Genomic DNA, 20,826 nt, shown 5'->3' on the forward strand with positions numbered 1-20,826 from the left:
ATCAACCAACCTCCAGCAGGGAGGGGAGACGCCAGAATGGGGAAGTATCATCGCCCCTGCAACCTGAAAGACGCGCTGTCCGTGTTGGCGGGTGGCGACGTGACGCTTGCCGCCGGATGCACGGACCTGTTCCCCGCGACACAGGCACAGGAAATGCCCGGCGCTGTGCTCGATCTCACAGCTGTGGAGGGCCTGCGCGGTATCACGCGGACCGAGGCGGGATGGCGGTTGGGGGCGACGACGACATGGACGGATGTGCTTCGCGCAGAACTGCCCGGCGGGTTCGACATGCTCAAGGCGGCAGCGCGCGAGGTCGGTTCCGTCCAGATCCAGAATGCTGGCACCCTTGCGGGCAACCTGTGCAATGCGTCCCCGGCGGCGGATGGGGTGCCGCCCTTGCTGGCCCTTGATGCGCAGGTGGAAGTGGCATCGGTGGAAGGCACCCGGCATGTGGCGCTGAGCGATTTTCTGATCGGGGTGCGTCAGACCGCGCTGCGCCCGGGCGAAATGGTGGTCGCGGTACATGTGCCACTTGGGGCGGGGGGTGGGCAGAGCGTGTTTCACAAGCTTGGCGCGCGCAGATACCTCGTGATTTCCATAGCGATGGTTGCGGCACGGGTTGTCTCGGAACAGGGCGTGATCAAGGACGCGGCGATTGCAGTCGGCGCATGCAGCCCGGCGGCGCAGCGCCTGTCACGCGTCGAGAACAGCTTGCGCGGTGTGCCGCTTCGGGACGCGGCCGCGACGCTGCGTCGGGTTGATATTGATCCGGCCCTGAGCCCGATTTCGGATGTACGCGGCAGCTCCACCTATCGCGAGGATGTCGCGTTCGAGTTGGTGCGGCGTGCATTGCTGGACCTAGGAGGAGCGGACGTATGAAGGATGGCGCCGGGCTTGATCTGGTTGTGAACGGCGAACCACATCACGTGTCGGCGGCCCCCGGTCGGCGGCTTTCCGATGTGTTGCGCAATGACCTTGGGCTGATCGGGACCAAGGTGGGTTGTGACGCCGGGGATTGCGGGGCCTGTTCGGTGTTGGTGGACGGCGAGGTGGTTTGTGCCTGCCTGACCCCGGTGGCCCATGTCGCAGGCCAAAGGATTGAGACGGTCGAGGCGCTTGCCGATCCGGGGCCGGATGATCTGCAGCGCGCCTTTCTGCGGCACGGCGCGGCACAATGCGGGATTTGTACCCCCGGGATGTTGATGGCAGCGACCGCGCTGGTGCGCAGGATCCAGACGCCAACGCGGGCCGAGGTCGAAGACGCGCTGGGTGGGGTTCTGTGTCGCTGCACCGGATATACGAAGATCGTAGACGCGGTGCTGGACGTGGCCGGGCAGGGCGCCGGGCCGGAACCGATTGGTGGGGAGGCCATCGGAGCGCGGGTCGAGAGGCTGGACGGGGTGGCCAAGGTGGTTGGCACGGAAAGCTATGGCGCCGACGCGGTGGCGGAAGAGGTGCTTGAGGTGCGCGCCGTCCGGTCGCCGTTTGCCCATGCACGGTTTGATTTTAGCGATCTTGCAGGGTGGGCCTCCGCACATGGGGTGCAGGTTTTTACGGCGGCGGACATCCCCGGAGAAAACAGCTTTAGTGTGATCCCCGCTTTTGCGGACCAGCCCGCCCTTGCCGAGGGCGTTGCCCGGATGCGGGGCGAAGCGGTGGCGCTTGTTGCCGGGGACGCAGAGGTCATGGATGGGCTGGATCTTGAAGAATTTCCGGTGCGTTGGGAAGAATTGCCCGCCATCGAAGACGTGACAGAGGCGCGAAAGGCGCAGGCCGCGTTGATCCATGCGGATCGCGCCGAGAACATCCTGATCGCGGGTCATGTGGAACGTGGCGCGGCACAGGAAGCGTTGGCGCGATCGGCGCATGTGGTCGAACGCGCCATGCAGTCCGGATATGTGGAACATGCCTATATCGAACCCGAAGCCGGGATCGCGTGGATGGAGGGCGATGTTCTCAACATTCGGGCCTGTACACAGGCGCCGATCATGGACCGCGATGACACGGCGCGGGTCTTGGGCCTTGCGCCCGAGAAAGTGCGGATCCGGCCCGCCGCGACTGGGGGCGGGTTCGGATCGAAGCTGGATGTTTCCCTGCAGCCGCTGATTGGTCTGGTCGCACTCAGGACCGGGCGCGCGGCGCGCATGGTCTATTCGCGGCGGGAAAGCATGATGTCGACCACCAAGCGGCATCCCTCAAAGATGATGGCGCGGATTGGCTGTGACGACGCGGGGCGGCTGACAGGCATGTGGTTTGACGGGGATTTCAATACCGGGGCCTATTCGAGCTGGGGTCCGACGGTGGCGGTGCGGGTGCCGGTGCATGCCTCGGGACCTTACGTGATGCCTGCTTACCGGGCTGAGGCGCGGGCCGTGCATACACATGGTCCGGTGTCGGGCGCGTTTCGGGGCTTTGGCGTGCCGCAGGCGGCGATTATCCAGGAGACGCTGTTTGACGAACTGGCCGAAGCGGTCGGGCTGGACCGACTGGCGTTCCGGCTCAGGAACGCGATGCGGGACGGGGATGTGTCTGTTTGTGGTCAGCACATGCGGGGCGTGGGCATCGCGGAATGCCTTGAAGCGTTGCAGGCGTCGTGGGACGCAGCCATGGACCGGGTGCGGGAGCTGAACGCGTTGGGCGGCACGGTGCGCCATGGGATCGGGGTGGCTTCGTGCTGGTACGGGTGTGGCAATACGGCCTTGCCGAACCCGTCGACGATCCGCATCGGGCTGACACCTAAGGGTCAGGTTGTGCTGCATCAGGGAGCGATGGATATCGGGCAGGGCGCCAACACGGTGATTGCCCAGATCGCGGCAGATGCGCTGGGGATGCCGGTGCATATGCTGGAACTGGTGGATGCGGATACAGGGGTGACGCCCGATTGCGGCAAGACCTCGGCCAGCCGGCAAACGGTTGTCACCGGCAAGGCCGCGATGCTGGCGGGACAAGCGCTGCGCGCCCAGGTGTTGGCGCTGACGAATATGGGCGACGGGGCCGGGATCACGCTTGGTGACGGTGCGCTTGTAGTCAGCGACGGGGCGCGGTCGGCGCGGATTGATCCGGCCACACTCGCGGTCAATGAACACGGCTATGTGCTGATGGCCGAGGAAAGCTATGACCCGCCGACCAGCGCGCTGGATGAAAACGGGCAGGGCACGCCCTATGCGGTTTATGGCTATGGCGCGCAGCTGGCCGAGGTGGCGGTGGACACGCGACTTGGTACGGTGCGGGTCGAGCGCATCACGGCGGCGCATGATCTGGGGCGGGTGATCAATCCGTTGCTGGCAGAGGGGCAGATCGAGGGCGGGATCGCCCAAGGGTTGGGGCTGGCGCTGATGGAGGAATACGTGCCGGGGCGGACCGACAACCTGCATGACTACCTGATCCCGACCATCGGGGATATGCCCGAGATCCGCTCGATCCTGATCGAGAAACCCGATCCTGAGGGTCCGTTCGGCGCGAAGGGGTTAGGAGAACATGTGCTGATCCCGACCGCGCCAGCCATCCTGAATGCCATCCGCCACGCCTGCGGCGCGCGGATCGACCAGCTTCCGGCACGCCCGGATCGGGTGTTGGCGGCCATTCGCAAGGCGGAGGGAAACCAATGAGCGAGACACGCGAGCGCCGGGTGCGCGTAGAGAAGATCCGTTGCGATGCCTGTCCGGTGATGTGTTACATCGCCGAAGGCCGGATCGGGGCTTGTGATCGTTATGCCAACGAGGGTGGGCGCATCGTGCGCTGTGATCCGCTGACGGTGCTGGACCGAACCATTGCCGACGGGCGCGAGGTGCGCCCTTTCCTGATCTCGGAATGGGACGGGACGCTTGCGGCGGATGACCTTTTCGTGACCGCCGTCGGGTCGGGCACAACCTATCCTGATTACAAGCCCGCGCCTTTCCTTGTGAGCCGCGAGGTGGACGGGGCCGATTTCGTGACCGTCGTGACCGAGGCGATTTTTAGCTATTGCGGGGTCAAGGTAAAGATCGACACCGACCGCCACCTTGGTCATGAAGGCGCGGTGGTGCGCCATGCGGGCGAGGCCGTCGGGCTGATGATTACCAGTGAATATGGCAGCCAAATGATGTCTCTTGGGGGGGTCGACCACCTCACCGGAGGCTCCAAGCCCGAGGGGCGTGTCACCTGTGATGTGTTGATGCGTCTTTGCAATCGTGAGGCGGTGGAACTGAATGTTGACGGTGGAGCCTCCGTCGTCGTGCAGGCCGGCGAAGCCCCCATTGTAGACGGGCACCGGGAAGAGCGGATGCGGGTAGGCTGCGGATCGGCGACGATTGGCATGTTTGCAAGTCAATGGAAAGGGTTAGTCGACGAAGTTGTTGTTGTTGACGACCACATAACCGGCGTGGTGAGCGAGCATCAGGCGGGCAAGGTTCTGGACTGGCCCGACACCGGAATCCGCATAAAGGGGCGCCGGTCGACGCCGGGGCGGTACTTCCAAGTGGCCGAGCCGGGTCTTGGCTGGGGCGGCACCAATATCGAGAATCCATTGACCATTCTGGGCGACTGGCTTCCCAAGAAGGGCGCGCGAGCGGGATTGACGTTGCTGATGGTGTCCACGACGGGCGAGCAATTCGGCTATTACGTACTGGATGACGATCTTGTTCCGCGCCCGCACCCCTTGCCGGATACGTTGCAACCGTCCGTCGACCTGATTGCCGAAAACTGCGAACCGGCGCTGTGTACGGTGATGTTCATGGGTGGGGCTGGCGGATCATTGCGCTCTGGTGTGACCAAGAACCCGGTGCGCCTGACGCGCTCGGTGCAGGAGCGGCGCACAAGGGTCACGGTGGGTGGTGCAGAAGCCTATGTCTGGCCCGGCGGCGGGATCACCATCATGGCGGATGTGACCCGGATGCCGGACAACGCCTTTGGCTATGTGCCGACACCGGCGATCGTGGCGCCGCTGGAATTCACGGTTTCGCGTGAAGAGTACCGCGCGCTTGGCGGTCACGATGACGCGGTGCGCGATGTTCAGGATGTGCTTGAAAAAGGTGGGGAATATGGCGACCAGGTACGCGCGGTAGCACCACCCAAAGCGGCGAAATGACCGGCGCACAGGTCGCTTTTTTGCCGGACGGCCAAAGATTGCATCTGCATCACGGGCCGATCGACCTGATTGTCAATGTGACCGGGGCCGGGCGTGCGCAGGCCTTGCAAGCAGCGGCACGGCGGTTTGAGACACTTCTTGACGAGCTGGTGCTTGACCTAGAACAGCTTCGGTGCCCAGTTGACGCGTATAATGGGCCGCTTGGACCGGTCGCCGAAACCATGAGGCAGGCCGCGAAGGCGCATTTGCCGATTTTCATAACCCCCATGGCCGCCGTGGCGGGCGCCGTGGCCGATGAAATCGCACGGGTGATCGGGGATCATGATTGCGTTGAAACCGCATACGTGAACAACGGCGGCGATGTCGCGCTTGTGCTGGCACCGGGAACAAGTTTGCGTGCGGCCCTGGCCGAGGGTGGATTTGCCGAGATCGGTCATGACAGCCCCGTGCGTGGCGTGGCGACGTCGGGCTGGCGCGGACGCAGCCAATCATTGGGCATTGCCGACGCGGTGACGGTTCTTGCCGAAAGCGCAGCCCAGGCGGATGTGGCCGCGACGCTGATCGCCAATCATGTCGATCTGCCGGGACATCCAGCCATTGCGCGCATGGCGGCCTGCGCGCTTTTTCCGGATAGTGACCTTGGCGAGCGGGCCGTGACGGTTGATGTTGGCCTGCTTGACCAAGGTGAAGTCGCAGAGGCCCTTGACCGTGGGGTGGCCTATGCCCGCCAGTGTCTTGATCGCGGGCTGATCCAAGCGGCCCATTTGACGCTGAACTCCGATACCCGCCTTGTTGGCGGGGAATACCATCTTAACCGAAAAGAGGATCTGACCCATGCCTGACTTTGCTTTGCGCAAGACCATGCTGTTCATCGAGGATATCCATCATGATGGCGGGCCGGTCGCCGATCATCCCCGCCGCCGCGCGGCCATGGTCGCGCTTGTCAGGAATCCGTTTGCGGGACGTTATGTCGAGGACCTGCAGTCGGCGATGGACGATCTCAAGCCTCTTGGATTGATGATGACCGACCGCCTGATCGAGGCAATGGGCGGGATCGACGGGATCGACGGTTATGGCAAGGCCGGGCTTGCCGGTGAGGCGGGCGAACTGGAGCACACGGCGCTCTGGCATGTGCCGGGGGGCTACGCCATGCGGGCACGGCTGGGAGAGGCCAAGGCGATTGTGCCTTCGTCGATGAAGATTGGTGGGGTGGGGACGCGGATCGACATCCCTCTGGGCCATATCAACGCCGCCTATGTGCGCAGCCATTTTGACGGCATGGAGGTGGGCGTGCCGGATGGCCCCAGGGCGGACGAGCTGCTGTTTGCGCTGGCCATGAGCCGGGGTGCGCGTATTCATCACCGCATGGGTGGATTGCAGGTGCACGAGGTCGAGGGCAAGGACGGGCTGCGATAAGCGCGTAGCATGACGCGGGTGGACCGGGGAACCCTATGCGGTCTATCCTGTGTTCAGTCGACTGGGGGCAGGTGCATGGCAGGGTATATTCGGGCGTCCGTTCTGGAAGGGTTGGATCATATTGCCGCCCGCGAAGGACAGGACCTCGTAACGATCCTTGCGCGCTATGGTCTGGATCATTCCATTTTCGAAGCGCGGGAAACCGAGATCGATTTCGAGGACGCTTGCTCTATTCTTGAAGACTGTGCACGCAGTTGGAAGCTTCCCGATCTCGGCATTCAGCTGGCTCGCCTGCATTCTCTGGAAACCTTGGGCGTGATCAGCCTTGTCACCCGGATGGAACGCACTGTGCGCGACGCGGCCAAGGCGTTGTTGCGCAACCAGTTCCTGCACACCAATGGGGTTGTGACCTCGCTGCGAGAAATCCCGCAGGATGGGCTGGCCGAGGTGATCTATGCCCCGCTGAGCATTACCCGGCCAAGGCAGGCACGGGAAATGTCGCTGGTGATGGGTCGCAACGTGCTGCGCGAGCTGGCCGGACGCGCGCCGGAAATCCTGTCGGCGGAGGTGATGTTTGCCGCGCCCTTGGGCAAGGATTACCTTTCGGCCGAGCTTGGCTGCCCGGTCCGCTACGGCGCCAACAGCTATTCCTTCCTGTTTCGGAATGATGTCCTCGACGTCAAGCTGACCAAACAGGATGTCGCCTTTCATCCGATCATCCGCCGGTACCTTGCCGAAATCACGGTTGAGCGTGGCATACCGTTTTCGGAAACTGTCAAGCTCGAGGTGTTCCGGCAATTGTCGCTGGGGGTGTGTTCGCAGGACAAGGTGGCAGCGGCGCTCCGGATGCAACCACGATCGCTGCAACGCAAGCTCAAGCAGGAAGGCACGAATTTCCGCGAGATCATGGACGAACAGCGCCGACGTCGGTCGTTGGCGCTGGTGCAGCAGACGGACCTGCCCTTGGGCGAAGTGGCGCTTGCCGTGGGCTATTCGGACCAGACCGCGTTCAACCAGGCTTTCCGACGCTGGTTCGGACGCACGCCGCTCAAGGTGCGGCGGCGCGAGGGGTTGAGCGCGGCCTGATTACCCTAGCTGGCAAGCCGCGCCGTGTCGGGCTCGGCGGCGTTCAGCCAATCGCACCATGCCTGTTTCCACGATCCTGCAAATGCGATGAACTCGCCCGGATCGGTGTCGGTCAGGGTCCGGGTGTCGCGCGCGACGAGATATTGTTCCGGATTGTCCCGCGCGATGAACTCGGGCGGGTACGGCAGGCGTTTGGCAATAGATATCGTCTCGGCCCAGTCCGCTGCACGACCCGCCATGTCCGTCACCACACAGGAGCGCGCAGGTGCACTGGCCAGGGACGTGCGCGGGACACGTCCCAGCACGCCCAGCGATGGGGCGAGAAGGGACAATGAGCGGACAGGCACGGGGTTGCCTTCACGGGTGCCGCGCGTCAGCCACTTGAACCCGACCAGCGCGCCCGAGCCGAGCGTAGCAAGATGCATGGCGCCTGCGTTAGGCAGGACGGATCGGATCAGCGCGTCCAGATCGCGTACCAGGGGCGAAAACCGTTCACCACCGCCCTCGCGCCAGGGTCGCGCCCAGTGCACAAGGTACAGTGGCCGATCACGCAGGGCCAAAAGCGATGCCACTTGCCTGACACGGATCAGGATATCCGAGCGCCTCGCTCCGGTCAGATCGGAGATCAGGACAAGAGGTGCCTTTTGGCAATGCGCATAGTCGGTCAGGCGCAACAGGCGCGTCGTGCGTGTGCTACCGGCAAGCGTGCCGTATGACATCGAGAATTCCGCGTCCATCATAGTCAGCTCCTGTTCAGGGTCGTCGGCGTAAATGCCGTGCGACAATAAGGGATTGGGGGTGGCCGCTTTCCCGGATCACGAAGGGACAGGACGCGATCCGGGGCAGGGCAACCTTCTGCTGGGCGCAGATTGGAAAGGGATTGCGTCAGCCCCTAAATCAGGGCTGACGCGGACCTTGGTTCCGTGAGTGCTCAGGTCGTCTCGACCCGATTGCCAGACATCCCCAAGGTCCCAAAGGATGTCGGCGTGCGGCCCCTGAGAGGGAGGGAGAGGAGGAAGAAAGGGGCCATGAGATTGATGTGCTCGATAGGGATGCTTGTTTGTTTGAAACGCCTCGTTTGCTCTCTTCCAAACAGAAATGGGAGGGGCTGATCGTTCCAACTTTGTAAAATGCGATCCGTTTTTTGCAGAACCTGTCCACCGGAGATTTCATGTGCGAAACCGGCTTCGGGTTGACCACGGGGGACCTGTGGGGCCTTAATGCGGGGCGAACAGGGCGGGGTGCCATGAAGCTTTTCTGGACGACATTTCTTGATGCGCTGCAGCGCTTTACCACCAAGGGCGGCTTTGTGCGCGCAAGCCATGTCGCGCTTTCCGTGATGCTGGCGATGTTTCCGTTCTGCATTTTCGTGCTGTCGCTGGCAGGTGTACTGAGCGCGGATACACAGGTGGACGATCTGGTCGACGTGGTGTTCGGATCGTGGCCCGAGGAGATTTCGGAACCGATCGCCAACGAATTGCGCGCCGTGCTGCAGCATGGCGGTGGAACTCTGACCCTTGGGGCGGTTCTGTCGATCGTGTTCGCCTCGAACGGGGTCGATGCGATCCGGCTGGTGATTACCAGCGCCTATCGTGATGACGATCCGCGTCCCTTTTGGAAGACACGCACATTGTCAGTGGGCTTTGTCCTCGCCGGAACGCTTTTGATCATTGCGGCAGGGCTGTTCAGCGTCGCCGTACCGCTGGCGCTTCATTTCTTCGAGGAATGGGTGCCGTGGTTGCAGGATTCGATCCTGAGCAATGACCAGTTTCGACAGCTTGTGATTGCTGCCATTTTGCTTTTCGCGGTCTATTCCTGCCACAAATGGCTGCCGGGGATACGGCATTCGGATCGCTCGCTTGCGCCAGGGATTATCCTGACCGTGATACTCTGGACTTTGGCGTCACATATTTTTTCCTATTACATCAGCCACTTCTCGACCTATTCCGTCACCTATGCGGGGTTGGCCGGGATCATGTCGGCTCTGGTCTATCTTTACCTGATGGCCAGCATCTTTGTTCTCGGGGCCGAGTATAACGGGAGCCTTTTCGACCAAAGGCGTGCCGCTACAGAAGCGGTGCAAACAGACGTGCCACCGGCGCCATGAGGCGTACCCAGGTCGGCTGTTCGCTTATGGGCTTGGTCAGTGGCATGGACCGCGCGAAGTCATCTTTCAGGATGATTTCGAGATCTTCGGCAAGATGACTGTCAAAGAATATCGCCGTCTCTTCGAAGTTGAGACGGCAGGACCGGCTATCAAGGTTGAGCGTTCCAACCGAGGCAATGGCATCATCCACCAGCACCACCTTTTGATGCATGAACCCCTGTTCATAGGCCCAGAACTCGACCCCAGCGTCGCGCAGCTCGTCGAAATAGGCAAAAGCGGCCAGCCAGGTGATCCAGTGATCGGCGCGTGCGGGCACCAGGATTCTTACCTCAATCCCCCGAAGCGCGGCCAGTTTCAATGCCGTGGTGACATCCGGGTCGGGCACGAAATAGGGTGACGCGATCCAGATGCGGCTACGGGCCGCCACGATCATTGCATTGAAATAGAGATTTCCGGTTTCCAACGCATCCGCTGGTCCCGACGTCAGAAGCAAGGCATCACTGTTTTCCGGAACCGCGATGCGCGGCCAGTCAAGCTGATCGTAGAGATATTCCTGTGTCGCCCAGTGCCAGTCCTCGCAAAAGGCCAGTTGCAACTGCAACACCACCGGGCCCTGTAACCGGCAATGCGTATCGCGCCAGTCGCCAAAGGCCGGATCACGGCCCATGTATTCATCCCCGACATTCAGTCCACCGGTGAATCCAACCGTGCCATCGACCACCAAGGTCTTGCGATGATTTCGGAAATTGAGCTGAAAGCGTTTGGTCGGGCCGCGCAGCGCATTGGTGTCATAGATGCGAATACCAAGGTCGGAAAGCTCCTGCACATAGGCTTTGGGAAGGCGTGAACAGCCCACGGAATCGTAGAGGAAAAAGACTCTCAGCCCACGGTTTTGCGCGGCGATCAGGTGTGACTTGAGTTTGCGGCCCAGTTGATCGTCGCGCACGATGTAGAACTGAACCAGAATGTAGGACGTCGCCGCATCAATGGCGTCGAACATGGCCTCGAAGCTCTCCTCGCCATCGACCAGTATCTCGCCGCTGTTGCCGGAGAGGATGGGGTTTTCGGCAATGGTTTCAAAGGCCTTGTATCCCCGGTTTAGCTCGTCCGGCTTGGGCGGAAAGGCCGTTCTGGCCTGTTCGATGGCCGTGACGACCTCTTGGTATTCCCGGCGGGCCACGACATAGCCGTTGATCCGGGAATGGCCGAGGAAAAGGTAGCTGACGATGGCGACATAGGGCGCGGCGATCAGAAAAACGACCCACGCCACGGCGCCCTGGGGCGTGCGCGAACCGGACATAGCGCGGAAGGCAAACCAGACGGCGACGGATTCCACCAGTAGGACAAAGATGACAAAGAATGTGGCCAAGCGGAGTCTCCTGTTTCGGGAAGGCTAGCGGATCGGAGGCCGGCGCGAAAGACGTTGCGTTGGTACGCTTGCCCATGGCGCAAAGGGTTGTAATCTGGCCGCCGGATCAAGCCGGGAGAGAGATATGTCCAGGACCATCGGAGCGCTGTTCGAACGGCGCGCAGCAGAACACGCGACCTTTCCGTTTCTGATCGTGCCTGCGGACAAGGAACGTAGCTATCACCCTGACGGATATGAGATTTCCTATGGTGATGCAGCCAAGGTCGTGGATGCGTGGTGTGCCCGGCTTGAGTCTGCAGGTTATGGGCATGGGCATCGGGTGGCGGTTCTTTTGGAGAACCGGCCGGAGATGCTGTTGATGAAGCTTGCCCTGGCCCGGCTGGGGATCAGCTGGGTGCCGGTGAACCCCGATTACCGCCCGTCAGAGCTGGCCTACCTGTTGCAGGACAGCGGTGCCGCGCTGGCGATTTCGGCGCCGAACATGGAGCCGCTGATGCGGGACGGGATCGCCGAGAGCGGGCGTGATTTGCCGTTGGTCGTGATGGAGCGGGATTTGCCTGAGCTGCCGATGTCCTGCGACGCGCCCAAGAGCGATCCGGTGACGGGCGAGACCGAGGCGAGCCTGATTTACACCTCTGGGACAACCGGGCGGCCCAAGGGTTGCATCATGAGCCACGACTACGAAGTCCAAATGGGTGAATGGTATGCCGCGCGGGGTGGGTTGATTCAGTTTACTGCAGGAAAATCAAAGGTTTACTGCCCGCTTCCTTTGTTTCATGTCAATGCGGCGATCATCCTGTTCATGGGCATGATCGAGAAGGGAAGCGCGCAGGTCATCCCGGAGCGGTTCCGCGCGAGCGCTTGGTGGCGAGAGCTTGCCGAAACCGGGGCCACAGCAGCGCATTACCTTGGAATCGTCATACCGGCCCTAATGAACCGCGCTCCCGATCCATTTGAAAAGAAACACAAAGTCGAGTTTGCCGTTGGCGCTGGGGTGGAGCCGACATTGCATCGCCCCTTCGAGGAACGCTTTGGTTTTCCGCTGATCGAGGTGTGGGGCATGACCGAGATGTGCCGCATTCTTGCCGATTGCCACGAACCCCGCCAGATCGACACCCGCGCCATGGGGCGTCCACAGCCGGGGCTGGACGTGCGTGTGGTCGACGAACACGACCAAGAGGTGCCGCGAGGGCAGGAAGGCGAAATGGTGCTTCGCTATGATGCCGAAACTCCGCGCAAGGGGGCATTCTCGGGCTATCTCAACCTGCCGGAGGCCACCGAGGAGGCGTGGCGCGGGGGATGGTTCCATACGGGGGACACGGTGACGATGGATGAGACGGACATGATTTTCTTCGTGGACCGGAAAAAGAACATTATCCGGCGCAGTGGTGAAAATATTGCTGCCGCTGAGATCGAAGCCTGTCTTCAGGAACATCCGGCGGTGGAACGAGTGGCGGTGATCGCGGTGGAAGACGCGATGCGCGACGAGGAGGTCATGGCCTGTATTCAGCCCGTTTCGGCGGGTAGCGAGGCCATGGCGGAAGAGCTATTTGACCATTGTTTCAAGCATTTGGCCTATTACAAGGCGCCGGGTTGGGTGCGGTTTCTCGATGAAATCCCGATCACCGGAACCCAGAAAATTCAGAAACACGCGATGTTTGGCAAAGGAGAAGCGCCAACCGACGGGGCGTTCGATTTCCGGTCACGCAAGAAGCGCGGATAGGCTTCGCGGGGCGCGGTAGTTGCACGTTTTGCGCCTGAAAGACGCTTCGGTATCGTGTCGGTATAACGTCGGTATTGCGTCGGTATGGACGGGCGCGCGGCGCGGGCCGAAGGCCGGAAAGGGGAGAAGATGCGGTTTATCGGCGGCGAAGTTCTGACTTTGGATGGGGCATTGCGCGCCGACGAGGTGCATGTGTCCGGGAGCGAAATCGCGACCTCTGCAGGCGGCCCCGAGATCGACGTTTCCGGCTGCTGGGTACTGCCGGGGATGGTGGATGTGCACGGGGACGCGTTCGAGACCGCCTTGTTTCCGCGCCCCGGTGTGGAGATGGATTTCGCAATGGCCATGGGGGCGGTGGACCGGCAATTGCTGGCTTGCGGGATTACCACGGCCTATCACGGGCTGTCGGTCGGTTGGGAGCCGGGCGCGCGCGGGATCGCGGCGGCGCGGCGGTTTATGTCGGGGCTTGCGGACCTGCGGGAAGACCTGAGCGCAGATCACAGGGTTCAACTGCGCTGGGACGTGTTTGCGCATGAAGTGGTCGATGATCTGCGAGGCTGGTTGCGGCAGGCGCCGGTTCCGGCGCTGGCCTTCAACGATCACACCACCGAAACGCTTGAGACCGTGGCGGCGGGGCAGACCGGGCAGCTTGAGAAATGGGCGCGAAGGGCCGGGGTTTCGCTTGAGGCCTATCTGGCTGATCTGGAGATGCTGGCTGCACCGCGCGATGCGGTTCCGGAGATGGTCCAGCAAGTGGCCGCCATGGCGCGCGAGGCCGGGGCCGTGATGCTGGGCCATGATGAGGCCACGGGCGAGGAGCGCGCGGCACATCGGGCGTTGGGGGTGCTGGTGAGTGAGTTTCCCTTGTCCGAAGCGGTGGCGAAAGCGGCTGTCGCGGCGGGGGAGCAGGTGGTGCTTGGGGCACCGAATGCGGCGCGCAGGCAAAGCCACAAGGGAAACCTTTCAGCGTGGGAGGCGGTGAAGGGCGGCACGTGTACGGTGCTGGCGTCGGATTATTATTACCCCAGCCTGCTTTACGTGGTGGAGCAATTGGTGCGCGATGGAATGGCGCTGGGGGACGCCTGGGCACTTGTATCCAGCAATCCGGCCAGGGCGATGGGATTACATGACCGCGGCGCGATTGTTCCGGGAAAGCGGGCTGATCTGTTGGTGATTGAGCCGGGGAAGCGGTGGCGCATCCGGTATGTTGTGGTTGGAGGAGTGCTGAGCAGTTTTGGGTAAGGGGACTGCCGGGTGTCGCCCGACCGAGGGTGGGCGATGCAACCTAATGAGTTGCCACTTTATCTCGCGACGCTCAGCCATGTCTTTTGGTTTCGCAAGGGAGCCAAATCGCCCGCCCATTGGGGCGGTCGGGCGATGCCCGGCGGCGCGCAATGCGCGCCTTGATTCCGGGCGACGAAAAAGAAAAGGCGGATCCGTTCAAATCCGCCCGTCCTTACTGTCTTAAGAATTGACCCGATCAGGCGCGGCGGCGACGGCCACCGCGACGACCGCCACGGCCTCCGGCTTCGCCATCTGCCGACGGGGGTTTGTTGAAGCGGATCCATTCGGCGCCGCCTTCGTCATTGTTGGTCAGGAAGTTGGCGGCGCGAATGGCCTCCATTTCCTTGCCTGCCATGGGAAGGGTCGAGCCGATGCCGAACAGCTTGCAGAAGGTTTCGTCGTCCATGTCCGCAGGCAGGATGATGCCAGCTGCCTCGACTTCGGCCTTTTTCTCGGCCAGTTTCTTGGGGCCGACAGGCAGGGCGACCGGATTCATGATCGCGCTTGTCATGCCGGCCCCCATCGCCATCGGGAGGAAGGCGTTGTTGATGCCGTGACGGTTGGGCAGGCCGAACGAGATGTTGGACGCGCCGCAGGTGGTGTTGACGCCCAGCTCTTCGCGCAGGCGGCGCACGAGGGTGAAGACCTGCAGCCCGGCGGTGCCCATGGCACCAATCGGCATGACCAGCGGGTCGACAACGATGTCATGTGCGGGAATGCCGAAATCGGCGGCGCGTTCGACGATCTTCTTGGCGACAGCAAAGCGTACGTCGGGGTCTTCGGAAATGCCGGTGTCGTCGTTGGAGATGGCGACAACCGGGACGTTGTATTTCTTGACCAGCGGCAGCACCATTTCGAGGCGCTCTTCTTCGCCCGTGACCGAGTTCAGAAGCGGGCGGCCTTCGGCGGCGGCGAGGCCGTTTTCAAGCGCGCCGGGCACCGAGCTGTCGATGCAGAGCGGGCAATCAGTGACTTCCTGTACCTTTTCCACCAGCTCGCGCATCAGCGTGGGTTCGACAAAGTTGTTGTCGGCATAGCGCGGGTCTTCGGCCATCTTGTTGGAGAAGACGGCACCCGAGTTGATGTCGAGCACGGTTGCGCCTGCGGCGACCTGTGCCAGCGCATCGGCTTGAACACGCGAGAAATCGCCGCGCTCAAGCTCTTCGTTGAGGATCTTGCGGCCCGTGGGGTTGATCCGCTCGCCGATCACGCAGAAGGGCTGATCAAAGCCGATGATCGCGGTTTTTGTTTTAGATTCTATGACGGTACGGGTCATTGTTGATCCTTGATTTCAGCTTTTTACTGCGGGTTTGCAGGGACGCCAGACGCGCCGCCATTGTTGATTGCCCAGGTGGCATTGGTCTTGATGCCGCCCAGCGGGAAGAAGTGGACCTTGTCGATGTTGAAATCGGGGTTGGCGGCCTTGTGGGCGGCCAGTTCCGCGATCACATCGTTGGGTTCGTAGGGCAGCAGGAGCTTGGACACGTCCATGGCGCGTTTCTGCAGCACCTTGAGCGAGGGGCCGACGCCGCAGGCGATGGCGAACTTGATCAGGGTCTGCAGCTTGGCCGGACCGGCGATGCCGATATGGATCGGGATGTCCACGCCCGCTGCTTTGACCGCGTCGGCCCATGCGATGATCGGCTTGGCGTCAAAAGCGAACTGGGTGGCGATGGCCATCTCGGCGTCGGTGCGCTGCGAGAAATCCTGTTTCCACTGCAGCGCGGCGTCGACATTGGCAGTGCCGCCCTTGGGGTCGATGTCCTTGTTGCCTTCGGGATGACCGGCGACGTGCAGACGCTTGAAGCCCGCCTTGTCAAACAGACCGGTTTCCAGAAGCTGCATCGAGTCCGAGAAATCGCCATGTGGCTCGGCCACACCACCGGCAAGCATCAGCGCCTGGTTTACACCAGCTTCGCCCTGGTACATGGCGATCCAGTTTTCCAGCGTCGCCTTGTCCTTGATAATGCGCGCCGGGAAATGCGGCATCACCGGGTAGCCATCCGCGGCGAGACGCTTGGCGGTGGCGACCATCTCTTCGATGGGGGTGCCTTCGATATGGGCGATATAGACCCGCGTGCCTTCGGGCAGAAGGGCGCGGAAATCTTCCACCTTGGCGGCGGTGCGGGGCATCACCTCGATCGAATAGCCCTGCAGGAAGGCTTCGACCTCGGGCGAGCTGGTAACGACCTCTTGGGTCTTACGCTTGAAATTCAACAAAGCCATCGCGGACTCCCATAGCGAAGGGCGCTTCTTCATGCCCAGCCTTCATTGGCGATCATTTGCTTGATGCGCTCTTGATCGAACTCTGCCTCAAGCCGGGCGGCCTCGCTCTCAGCGACGGCCTGCGGCTCGCCTTCGACCGGGTAGGGATCACCCTTGCGCCATTCGGCCAGATAGGCGTCCGTGTCGGACGCGCCGATCTTCATCGCCGCCCGGTCAATCGCTTGTTCAAAGCGCTCGGCAAGCTGTTTCTTGGCTCCACGTCGGCCTTTGCCCACGATAACCTGGGCAGGGATGTCGCGCCAATAAACGATGGTGACGTCAGGCATGGGGGGTGATTCCTCCGGTTTCAGTAAGACAGTCGTAAGACAGACCGCCCGTTCCGTTTCGCTCAATTTCGACAACTGGTCGGCTTTCCGCGACGCGCGGCCGACATGGTGGTCGCTTTGGTGCCACGCGGGGGGCGGTTTGACCACAGGCCGGGGCTTGAAAATTGCGCATGAAGAAGATGAGCGGCAGCGCCAAGGCGCGCCATCATCACGCGCGGGGGATTGCGCGACCCAAGGCGAGTGACTAGGTTGAGGATAACACGAAATGGAGGGCGTGAGTCATGGCGCCCAAGCGTCCCGAAGGTGCGGGCGCATTCCTGAAACCGGTCGAGAGCCCCGCGCCCAAACCGCCGGATCCGAGCGAGCTTTATGCGGCGCTGGATCTGGGTACGAATAGTTGCCGTATGCTGATTGCCCAACCCAAGGGCAACCAGTTTCATGTGGTGGACAGTTTTTCCAAGTCGGTCCAGCTCGGATCGGGGCTTGAAACGACCGGGCGCCTGTCGCGCGGGTCGATGCGACGCACGATTCAGGCGCTGCGCATCTGTCAGCAGAAACTCAAGCGTCACAAGGTACGCCGGATGCGGCTGGTGGCGACCGAAGCCTGTCGGCGCGCGCATAATGCCAAGGAGTTCATTCGGCAGGTCAAGCGCGAAACCGGGCTGAGCCTTGAGATCATCCAGCCCGAGGAAGAGGCGCGGCTGGCGGTGATTTCCTGTGCGCCGCTGGTCAGCACCAAGACGGACCAGCTTTTGGTGGTGGATATCGGGGGCGGCTCGACCGAGCTTGTCTGGATTGATCTGAGCGCGGTTCCTAAAGTCGAGCGCCCACGTGCGATCATGCGGCTGCATAGCGGGTTCCACACGGTCGAAAGCCCGTTCCCGGCGGCCAAGGTCGTGGATTGGATCAGCGTTCCCTTGGGGGTGGCGACGCTGCGTGACCAGTTTCGCGATGTCGAGGATGACGCCGCGCGTTTTGCGCTGATGAGCTGGTTTTTCGAAGAGAATCTGGCCGAGTTTGCCCCCTACAAGGACATTCCGCAGAGCGAGGGCTTCCAGATCGTCGGCACCAGCGGCACGGTCACGACTGTTGCGGCGAGCCATCTGGGTTTGCGCCGCTATGACCGGACCAAGGTGGACGGACTGCGCATGACTTCGGACCAGATTGACAGGGTGATCCGGGGCTATCTGGAGTTGGGTCCCAAGGGGCGGCGGATGGATCCGCGCATCGGGCAGGATCGACAGGCCCTCATCATGAGTGGATCGGCGATTTTGCAGGCGTTGCTGCGGTCATGGCCGACGGATCGGTTGTCGGTGGCAGACCGGGGTCTGCGCGAAGGATTGCTTTATGCGCAGATGAGCATGGACGGGGTTCTGGAAGACGGGCCGTTTTGACGGTAAGAGGCACCCAAATGGTGTCAGGTGAAGAGAATGGCGAAGAAACCCACAGGCAAGAACACATCCGGGCGCGGGCAGCGTGACCTGACGATCAAGGTGAAAACTGCGCGCGGACGCAAGTTGAGCTCGACGCGCTGGCTGCAGCGGCAGTTGAACGATCCGTATGTGCAGCGCGCCAAGGCCGAGGGCTATCGCGGGCGGGCCGCGTTCAAGATCATGGAGCTGGATGACAAGTTCCGGTTCCTCGTGCCGGGGGCGCGGGTCGTGGATTTGGGCTGTGCGCCGGGGGGCTGGTGCCAGGTGGCGGTGCCGCGCGTGAATGCGCTTGGCGAGAAATCAGGCAAGAAGATCGGCACGATCCTTGGCATCGATCTGCAGGAGGTCGAGCCGATTGCGGGCTGCGAACTGCATCAGCTCGACTTCATGGAAGATGACGCCGATGTGAAGGTCAAGGAATGGCTGGGCGGCAAGGCCGACGTGGTGATGAGCGACATGGCGGCGGCGTCATCCGGGCATAAACAGACCGACCACTTGCGGATCATGGCGCTGTGCGAGGCGGCGGCGTATTTCGCGTTCGACGTGCTGGAAGAGGGCGGCACGTTTGTCGCCAAGGTGCTGGCCGGGGGTGCCGAGGGCGAGTTGCAGAAGCTGTTGAAGCAGAAATTCACCAAGGTGGCGAATGTGAAACCGCCTTCGTCGCGGTCGGATTCTTCGGAAAAATTCGTGGTGGCGACCGGGTTCAGGGGCTGAGCCGGGACGACGGTTTGCCGAGCGAGGCGGCCGCGGTTTTTTTCAGGTAATCACAGACGCTTGCTGTCGGGGCCTGAAGGCGCGACTGCGGCGCGCGGCTGCCCGCCAGGGTTTCCTGGCGGATCAGTTCGAAGAGGCGCGCATGGCGCGTGGTGGGCACAAGGGCCGTTTGACGGACGTGTTGCATGGGACAACTCCTGTGGCAGCGTGATCGGCGAGCAAGGGGATCACGGCACCAGCATGGGCGGTTGCTCCGGCCAAATTCTTGCGAAAATGGGGTGATTTCAGGGCTTTTGCGCCGGTTCGGGCGGGATTCAGCGATCGTCCGGCGTGTCGTTGCCCGCCTTTTTCCAGCGGTTGTGCGTCCACATCCATTGTTCCGGATGGGCATAGACCTGGCGTTCCAGCGAGTCATTGAGCGCCTGGGTCATGGCCTCGGGCGTGGAGTGGGGGACCGGAGGCTCGATGATGAGGTCAAAGCTGCCGTTGGCTTTGCGGATGCCATAGCAAGGCACCAGAAGCGCATCATATTTCAGCGCAAGTTCCGCCGCAGAAAGCGCGGTACGGGCGGGCTTGCCCATGAAGTTCAGAAGCGGCGCCTTGTTGATGCGTTGATCAAAGATGATGCCCACCGTGCCGCCACCGCGCAGGAACTTGACCATGGCGGCCATACCCCGGCGGCTGCGTTCAAAGACCGGAGCACCGAAACGGGACAGGGCCTTGACGTAGTGGGTATTGAAATAGGGGTTCTTCATAGGCTTGTAGAGGCCGCCAATGGAAAACCCCCGTCCTTCAAGCGCGGCACGCACCGCGTCGTAATTGCCGATATGCCCTGAAATCAGGATGATCCCGCGCCCTTCGGCGCGGGCCTGTTCGAGCGCGGCGAGGCCGGGGCTGTCTTCGAGCGCGCGCGCGCGGATGCGGTCGGCAAAAGCGCGTTCGGCATATAGCTCCATCACAGAGCGGCCCATGTGATAGGGCACGTCCTGAACGATGCGATGAACCTCATCCGGGGACAGGTCGGGCATGACCAGGGCGAGATTTGCCCGGATGCGCCGTCGCGCGCCGGAAAGCGGGGCCACGACGCGGGACATGGCCAGCCCGGTCACGTGCAAACGCAATTCATACGGCAAGAGGTTCATGAAACCGAGAAATCCGCGGATCGCGAGGTTTGACACCCAATGTCCGAAATTCTGAGACCTTTTGGCCATGTGGGGAGCGTTCCTGAATTGTGCCGTCTTGGCGCGGGATACTTAGTCATAGCACCCTGTCGGCGCAAGGATTTATACCGCAACCTTCCTTGCGGGCGGTTGCAACCGACGTGAGGGGCTTTTAACTGGTGCGCAGCAACGGAAACCGGAGGCAAGCAAGATGATCCTAGGGCATATCGGGGCACGCAAGGGCTCGAAAGGGGTTCCGGGCAAGAATTTCCGCGACCTGTGCGGCAAGCCGCTGATCGACTGGTCGCTGGACCCGCTTCTGGACAACCCGCAGGTGGATGCTGTGGTTGTTTCGACCGACGATGAAGAGATGTACGCGCATGCGGTTGCGAAGGGGGCTCTGGATATCGGGTTGCGCCCCGCTGAACTGGCCACGGATTCAGCGCCGAAATGGGGCGTATGGCAACATGCGCTTGAGGCGTCTCAGGCCAAGCTGGGGCAGGAGGTGACGGCGTTTCTGGACCTTGACTGCACATCGCCGCTACGCTTGCCGGAGGACATCACGGGGGCGCTGGATTTGTTTGCCAGCGAAGCGCCGGACATGGTGATGAGCGTCTGTGAATCGCGGAAGAACCCCTATTTCAACATGGTGGAACCGGACGAAACCGGCGCGTTGCAGGTGTCAAAACCGCTGCCCGGCGGGGTCTGGGCGCGCCAGAATGCGCCAGTGGTCTATGACCATGTCGGCGTGGTCTATGTGGTGGCGCCGGACTATCTGCGCAGCGCCGAAACCATCTATGAAGGGCGGGTGATCCCGTTTGTCCTGCCTGCAGAGCGCTGTTTGGACGTAGATTCGCCGCTTGACTGGACGATGGTCGAGTTCCTGATGAAAGAGCGGCTGGCCGGGCGGTTCTGAG

At 62.1% G+C, this 20,826-nt stretch carries 19 protein-coding genes; 12 read left to right on the forward strand and 7 right to left on the reverse strand.

Features of this window, described 5'->3' with window-relative positions; genetic code table 11:
• The first annotated feature begins 36 nt into the window (after positions 1-36).
• The 6 genes from ACS3QZ_RS04280 (at position 37) to ACS3QZ_RS04305 (ending at position 7,567) form a co-directional block, all read left to right on the forward strand.
• Positions 37-879, forward strand: coding sequence for an FAD binding domain-containing protein (locus ACS3QZ_RS04280; protein ID WP_456036719.1), 843 nt, complete (start codon positions 37-39; stop codon positions 877-879).
• Positions 876-3,608 carry a molybdopterin-dependent oxidoreductase gene (locus ACS3QZ_RS04285; protein ID WP_456036720.1) on the forward strand — a complete coding sequence of 911 codons (2,733 nt, stop codon included), beginning with the start codon at positions 876-878 and terminating at the stop codon, positions 3,606-3,608. The genes ACS3QZ_RS04280 and ACS3QZ_RS04285 overlap by 4 nt, the downstream gene beginning before the upstream one ends.
• Complete coding sequence (locus tag ACS3QZ_RS04290; RefSeq protein ID WP_456036721.1) at positions 3,605-5,065, forward strand: 6-hydroxynicotinate reductase; 1,461 nt, start codon at positions 3,605-3,607, stop codon at positions 5,063-5,065. The genes ACS3QZ_RS04285 and ACS3QZ_RS04290 overlap by 4 nt, the downstream gene beginning before the upstream one ends.
• Positions 5,062-5,907: a UPF0280 family protein gene (locus tag ACS3QZ_RS04295; protein WP_456036722.1), complete on the forward strand. Its 846-nt coding sequence runs from the start codon at positions 5,062-5,064 to the stop codon at positions 5,905-5,907. The genes ACS3QZ_RS04290 and ACS3QZ_RS04295 overlap by 4 nt, the downstream gene beginning before the upstream one ends.
• Positions 5,900-6,481, forward strand: coding sequence for an amino acid synthesis family protein (locus tag ACS3QZ_RS04300; RefSeq protein WP_456036723.1), 582 nt, complete (start codon positions 5,900-5,902; stop codon positions 6,479-6,481). The genes ACS3QZ_RS04295 and ACS3QZ_RS04300 overlap by 8 nt, the downstream gene beginning before the upstream one ends.
• 75 nt (positions 6,482-6,556) lie before the next feature.
• Entirely contained in the window at positions 6,557-7,567 is a 1,011-nt protein-coding gene (locus ACS3QZ_RS04305) for an AraC family transcriptional regulator (protein ID WP_456036724.1), read from the forward strand.
• A gap of 5 nt (positions 7,568-7,572) precedes the next feature.
• On the opposite strand, the gene ACS3QZ_RS04310 is transcribed toward ACS3QZ_RS04305, so the two are convergent.
• A complete protein-coding gene (locus ACS3QZ_RS04310) occupies positions 7,573-8,307 on the reverse strand; it encodes a hypothetical protein (RefSeq protein WP_456036725.1) in 735 nt (244 codons plus the stop codon).
• Positions 8,308-8,813: 506 nt separating this feature from the next.
• Between ACS3QZ_RS04310 and ACS3QZ_RS04315 the strand changes: the two genes are divergently transcribed.
• Entirely contained in the window at positions 8,814-9,674 is an 861-nt protein-coding gene (locus tag ACS3QZ_RS04315; protein WP_456036726.1) for a YihY/virulence factor BrkB family protein, read from the forward strand.
• On the opposite strand, the gene cls is transcribed toward ACS3QZ_RS04315, so the two are convergent.
• Positions 9,634-11,043: a cardiolipin synthase gene (gene cls, locus ACS3QZ_RS04320; RefSeq protein WP_456036727.1), complete on the reverse strand. Its 1,410-nt coding sequence runs from the start codon at positions 11,041-11,043 to the stop codon at positions 9,634-9,636. The two genes, ACS3QZ_RS04315 and cls, sit on opposite strands and share 41 nt — an antisense overlap.
• A 124-nt stretch (positions 11,044-11,167) precedes the next feature.
• Between cls and ACS3QZ_RS04325 the strand changes: the two genes are divergently transcribed.
• Together ACS3QZ_RS04325 and ACS3QZ_RS04330 are read left to right on the forward strand one after the other, a co-directional pair.
• A complete protein-coding gene (locus ACS3QZ_RS04325) occupies positions 11,168-12,766 on the forward strand; it encodes an AMP-binding protein (protein WP_456036728.1) in 1,599 nt (532 codons plus the stop codon).
• Between the two features lie 84 nt (positions 12,767-12,850).
• Positions 12,851-14,008, forward strand: a complete 1,158-nt coding sequence (locus ACS3QZ_RS04330; RefSeq protein WP_456036729.1) for an alpha-D-ribose 1-methylphosphonate 5-triphosphate diphosphatase — start codon at positions 12,851-12,853, stop codon at positions 14,006-14,008.
• 238 nt (positions 14,009-14,246) lie between these two features.
• Here ACS3QZ_RS04330 and ACS3QZ_RS04335 read toward each other — a convergent pair whose 3' ends face one another.
• From ACS3QZ_RS04335 to ACS3QZ_RS04345, 3 genes are read right to left on the reverse strand one after another with little or no spacing between them, the layout of a single operon-like run.
• A complete protein-coding gene (locus ACS3QZ_RS04335; RefSeq protein WP_456036730.1) occupies positions 14,247-15,326 on the reverse strand; it encodes a methyltetrahydrofolate cobalamin methyltransferase in 1,080 nt (359 codons plus the stop codon).
• Positions 15,327-15,349: 23 nt separating this feature from the next.
• The gene (locus ACS3QZ_RS04340) at positions 15,350-16,276 is read right to left on the reverse strand and encodes a methylenetetrahydrofolate reductase (protein WP_456036731.1); all 927 of its coding nucleotides are present in this window, start codon (positions 16,274-16,276) and stop codon (positions 15,350-15,352) included.
• A 29-nt stretch (positions 16,277-16,305) separates the two neighbouring features.
• On the reverse strand, positions 16,306-16,602 hold the full coding sequence (locus ACS3QZ_RS04345) for a virulence factor (RefSeq protein WP_093096722.1): 297 nt from the start codon (positions 16,600-16,602) through the stop codon (positions 16,306-16,308).
• Between the two features lie 281 nt (positions 16,603-16,883).
• On the opposite strand from ACS3QZ_RS04345, the gene ACS3QZ_RS04350 reads away from it, so the two are divergent.
• Together ACS3QZ_RS04350 and ACS3QZ_RS04355 are read left to right on the forward strand one after the other, a co-directional pair.
• Positions 16,884-17,996, forward strand: coding sequence for a Ppx/GppA phosphatase family protein (locus ACS3QZ_RS04350; RefSeq protein ID WP_456036732.1), 1,113 nt, complete (start codon positions 16,884-16,886; stop codon positions 17,994-17,996).
• Positions 17,997-18,032: 36 nt separating this feature from the next.
• A complete protein-coding gene (locus tag ACS3QZ_RS04355; protein WP_456036733.1) occupies positions 18,033-18,749 on the forward strand; it encodes an RlmE family RNA methyltransferase in 717 nt (238 codons plus the stop codon).
• On the opposite strand, the gene ACS3QZ_RS04360 is transcribed toward ACS3QZ_RS04355, so the two are convergent.
• Together ACS3QZ_RS04360 and ACS3QZ_RS04365 are read right to left on the reverse strand one after the other, a co-directional pair.
• Positions 18,739-18,936, reverse strand: coding sequence for a hypothetical protein (locus tag ACS3QZ_RS04360; protein WP_093096731.1), 198 nt, complete (start codon positions 18,934-18,936; stop codon positions 18,739-18,741). The two genes, ACS3QZ_RS04355 and ACS3QZ_RS04360, sit on opposite strands and share 11 nt — an antisense overlap.
• A 127-nt stretch (positions 18,937-19,063) precedes the next feature.
• Positions 19,064-19,960, reverse strand: a complete 897-nt coding sequence (locus tag ACS3QZ_RS04365; protein ID WP_456036734.1) for a lysophospholipid acyltransferase family protein — start codon at positions 19,958-19,960, stop codon at positions 19,064-19,066.
• A 160-nt stretch (positions 19,961-20,120) separates the two neighbouring features.
• Between ACS3QZ_RS04365 and ACS3QZ_RS04370 the strand changes: the two genes are divergently transcribed.
• Complete coding sequence (locus tag ACS3QZ_RS04370) at positions 20,121-20,825, forward strand: acylneuraminate cytidylyltransferase family protein (protein WP_456036735.1); 705 nt, start codon at positions 20,121-20,123, stop codon at positions 20,823-20,825.
• The last annotated feature ends 1 nt before the right edge of the window (position 20,826 follow it).

The organism is Shimia sp. W99 (genome assembly GCF_053851455.3).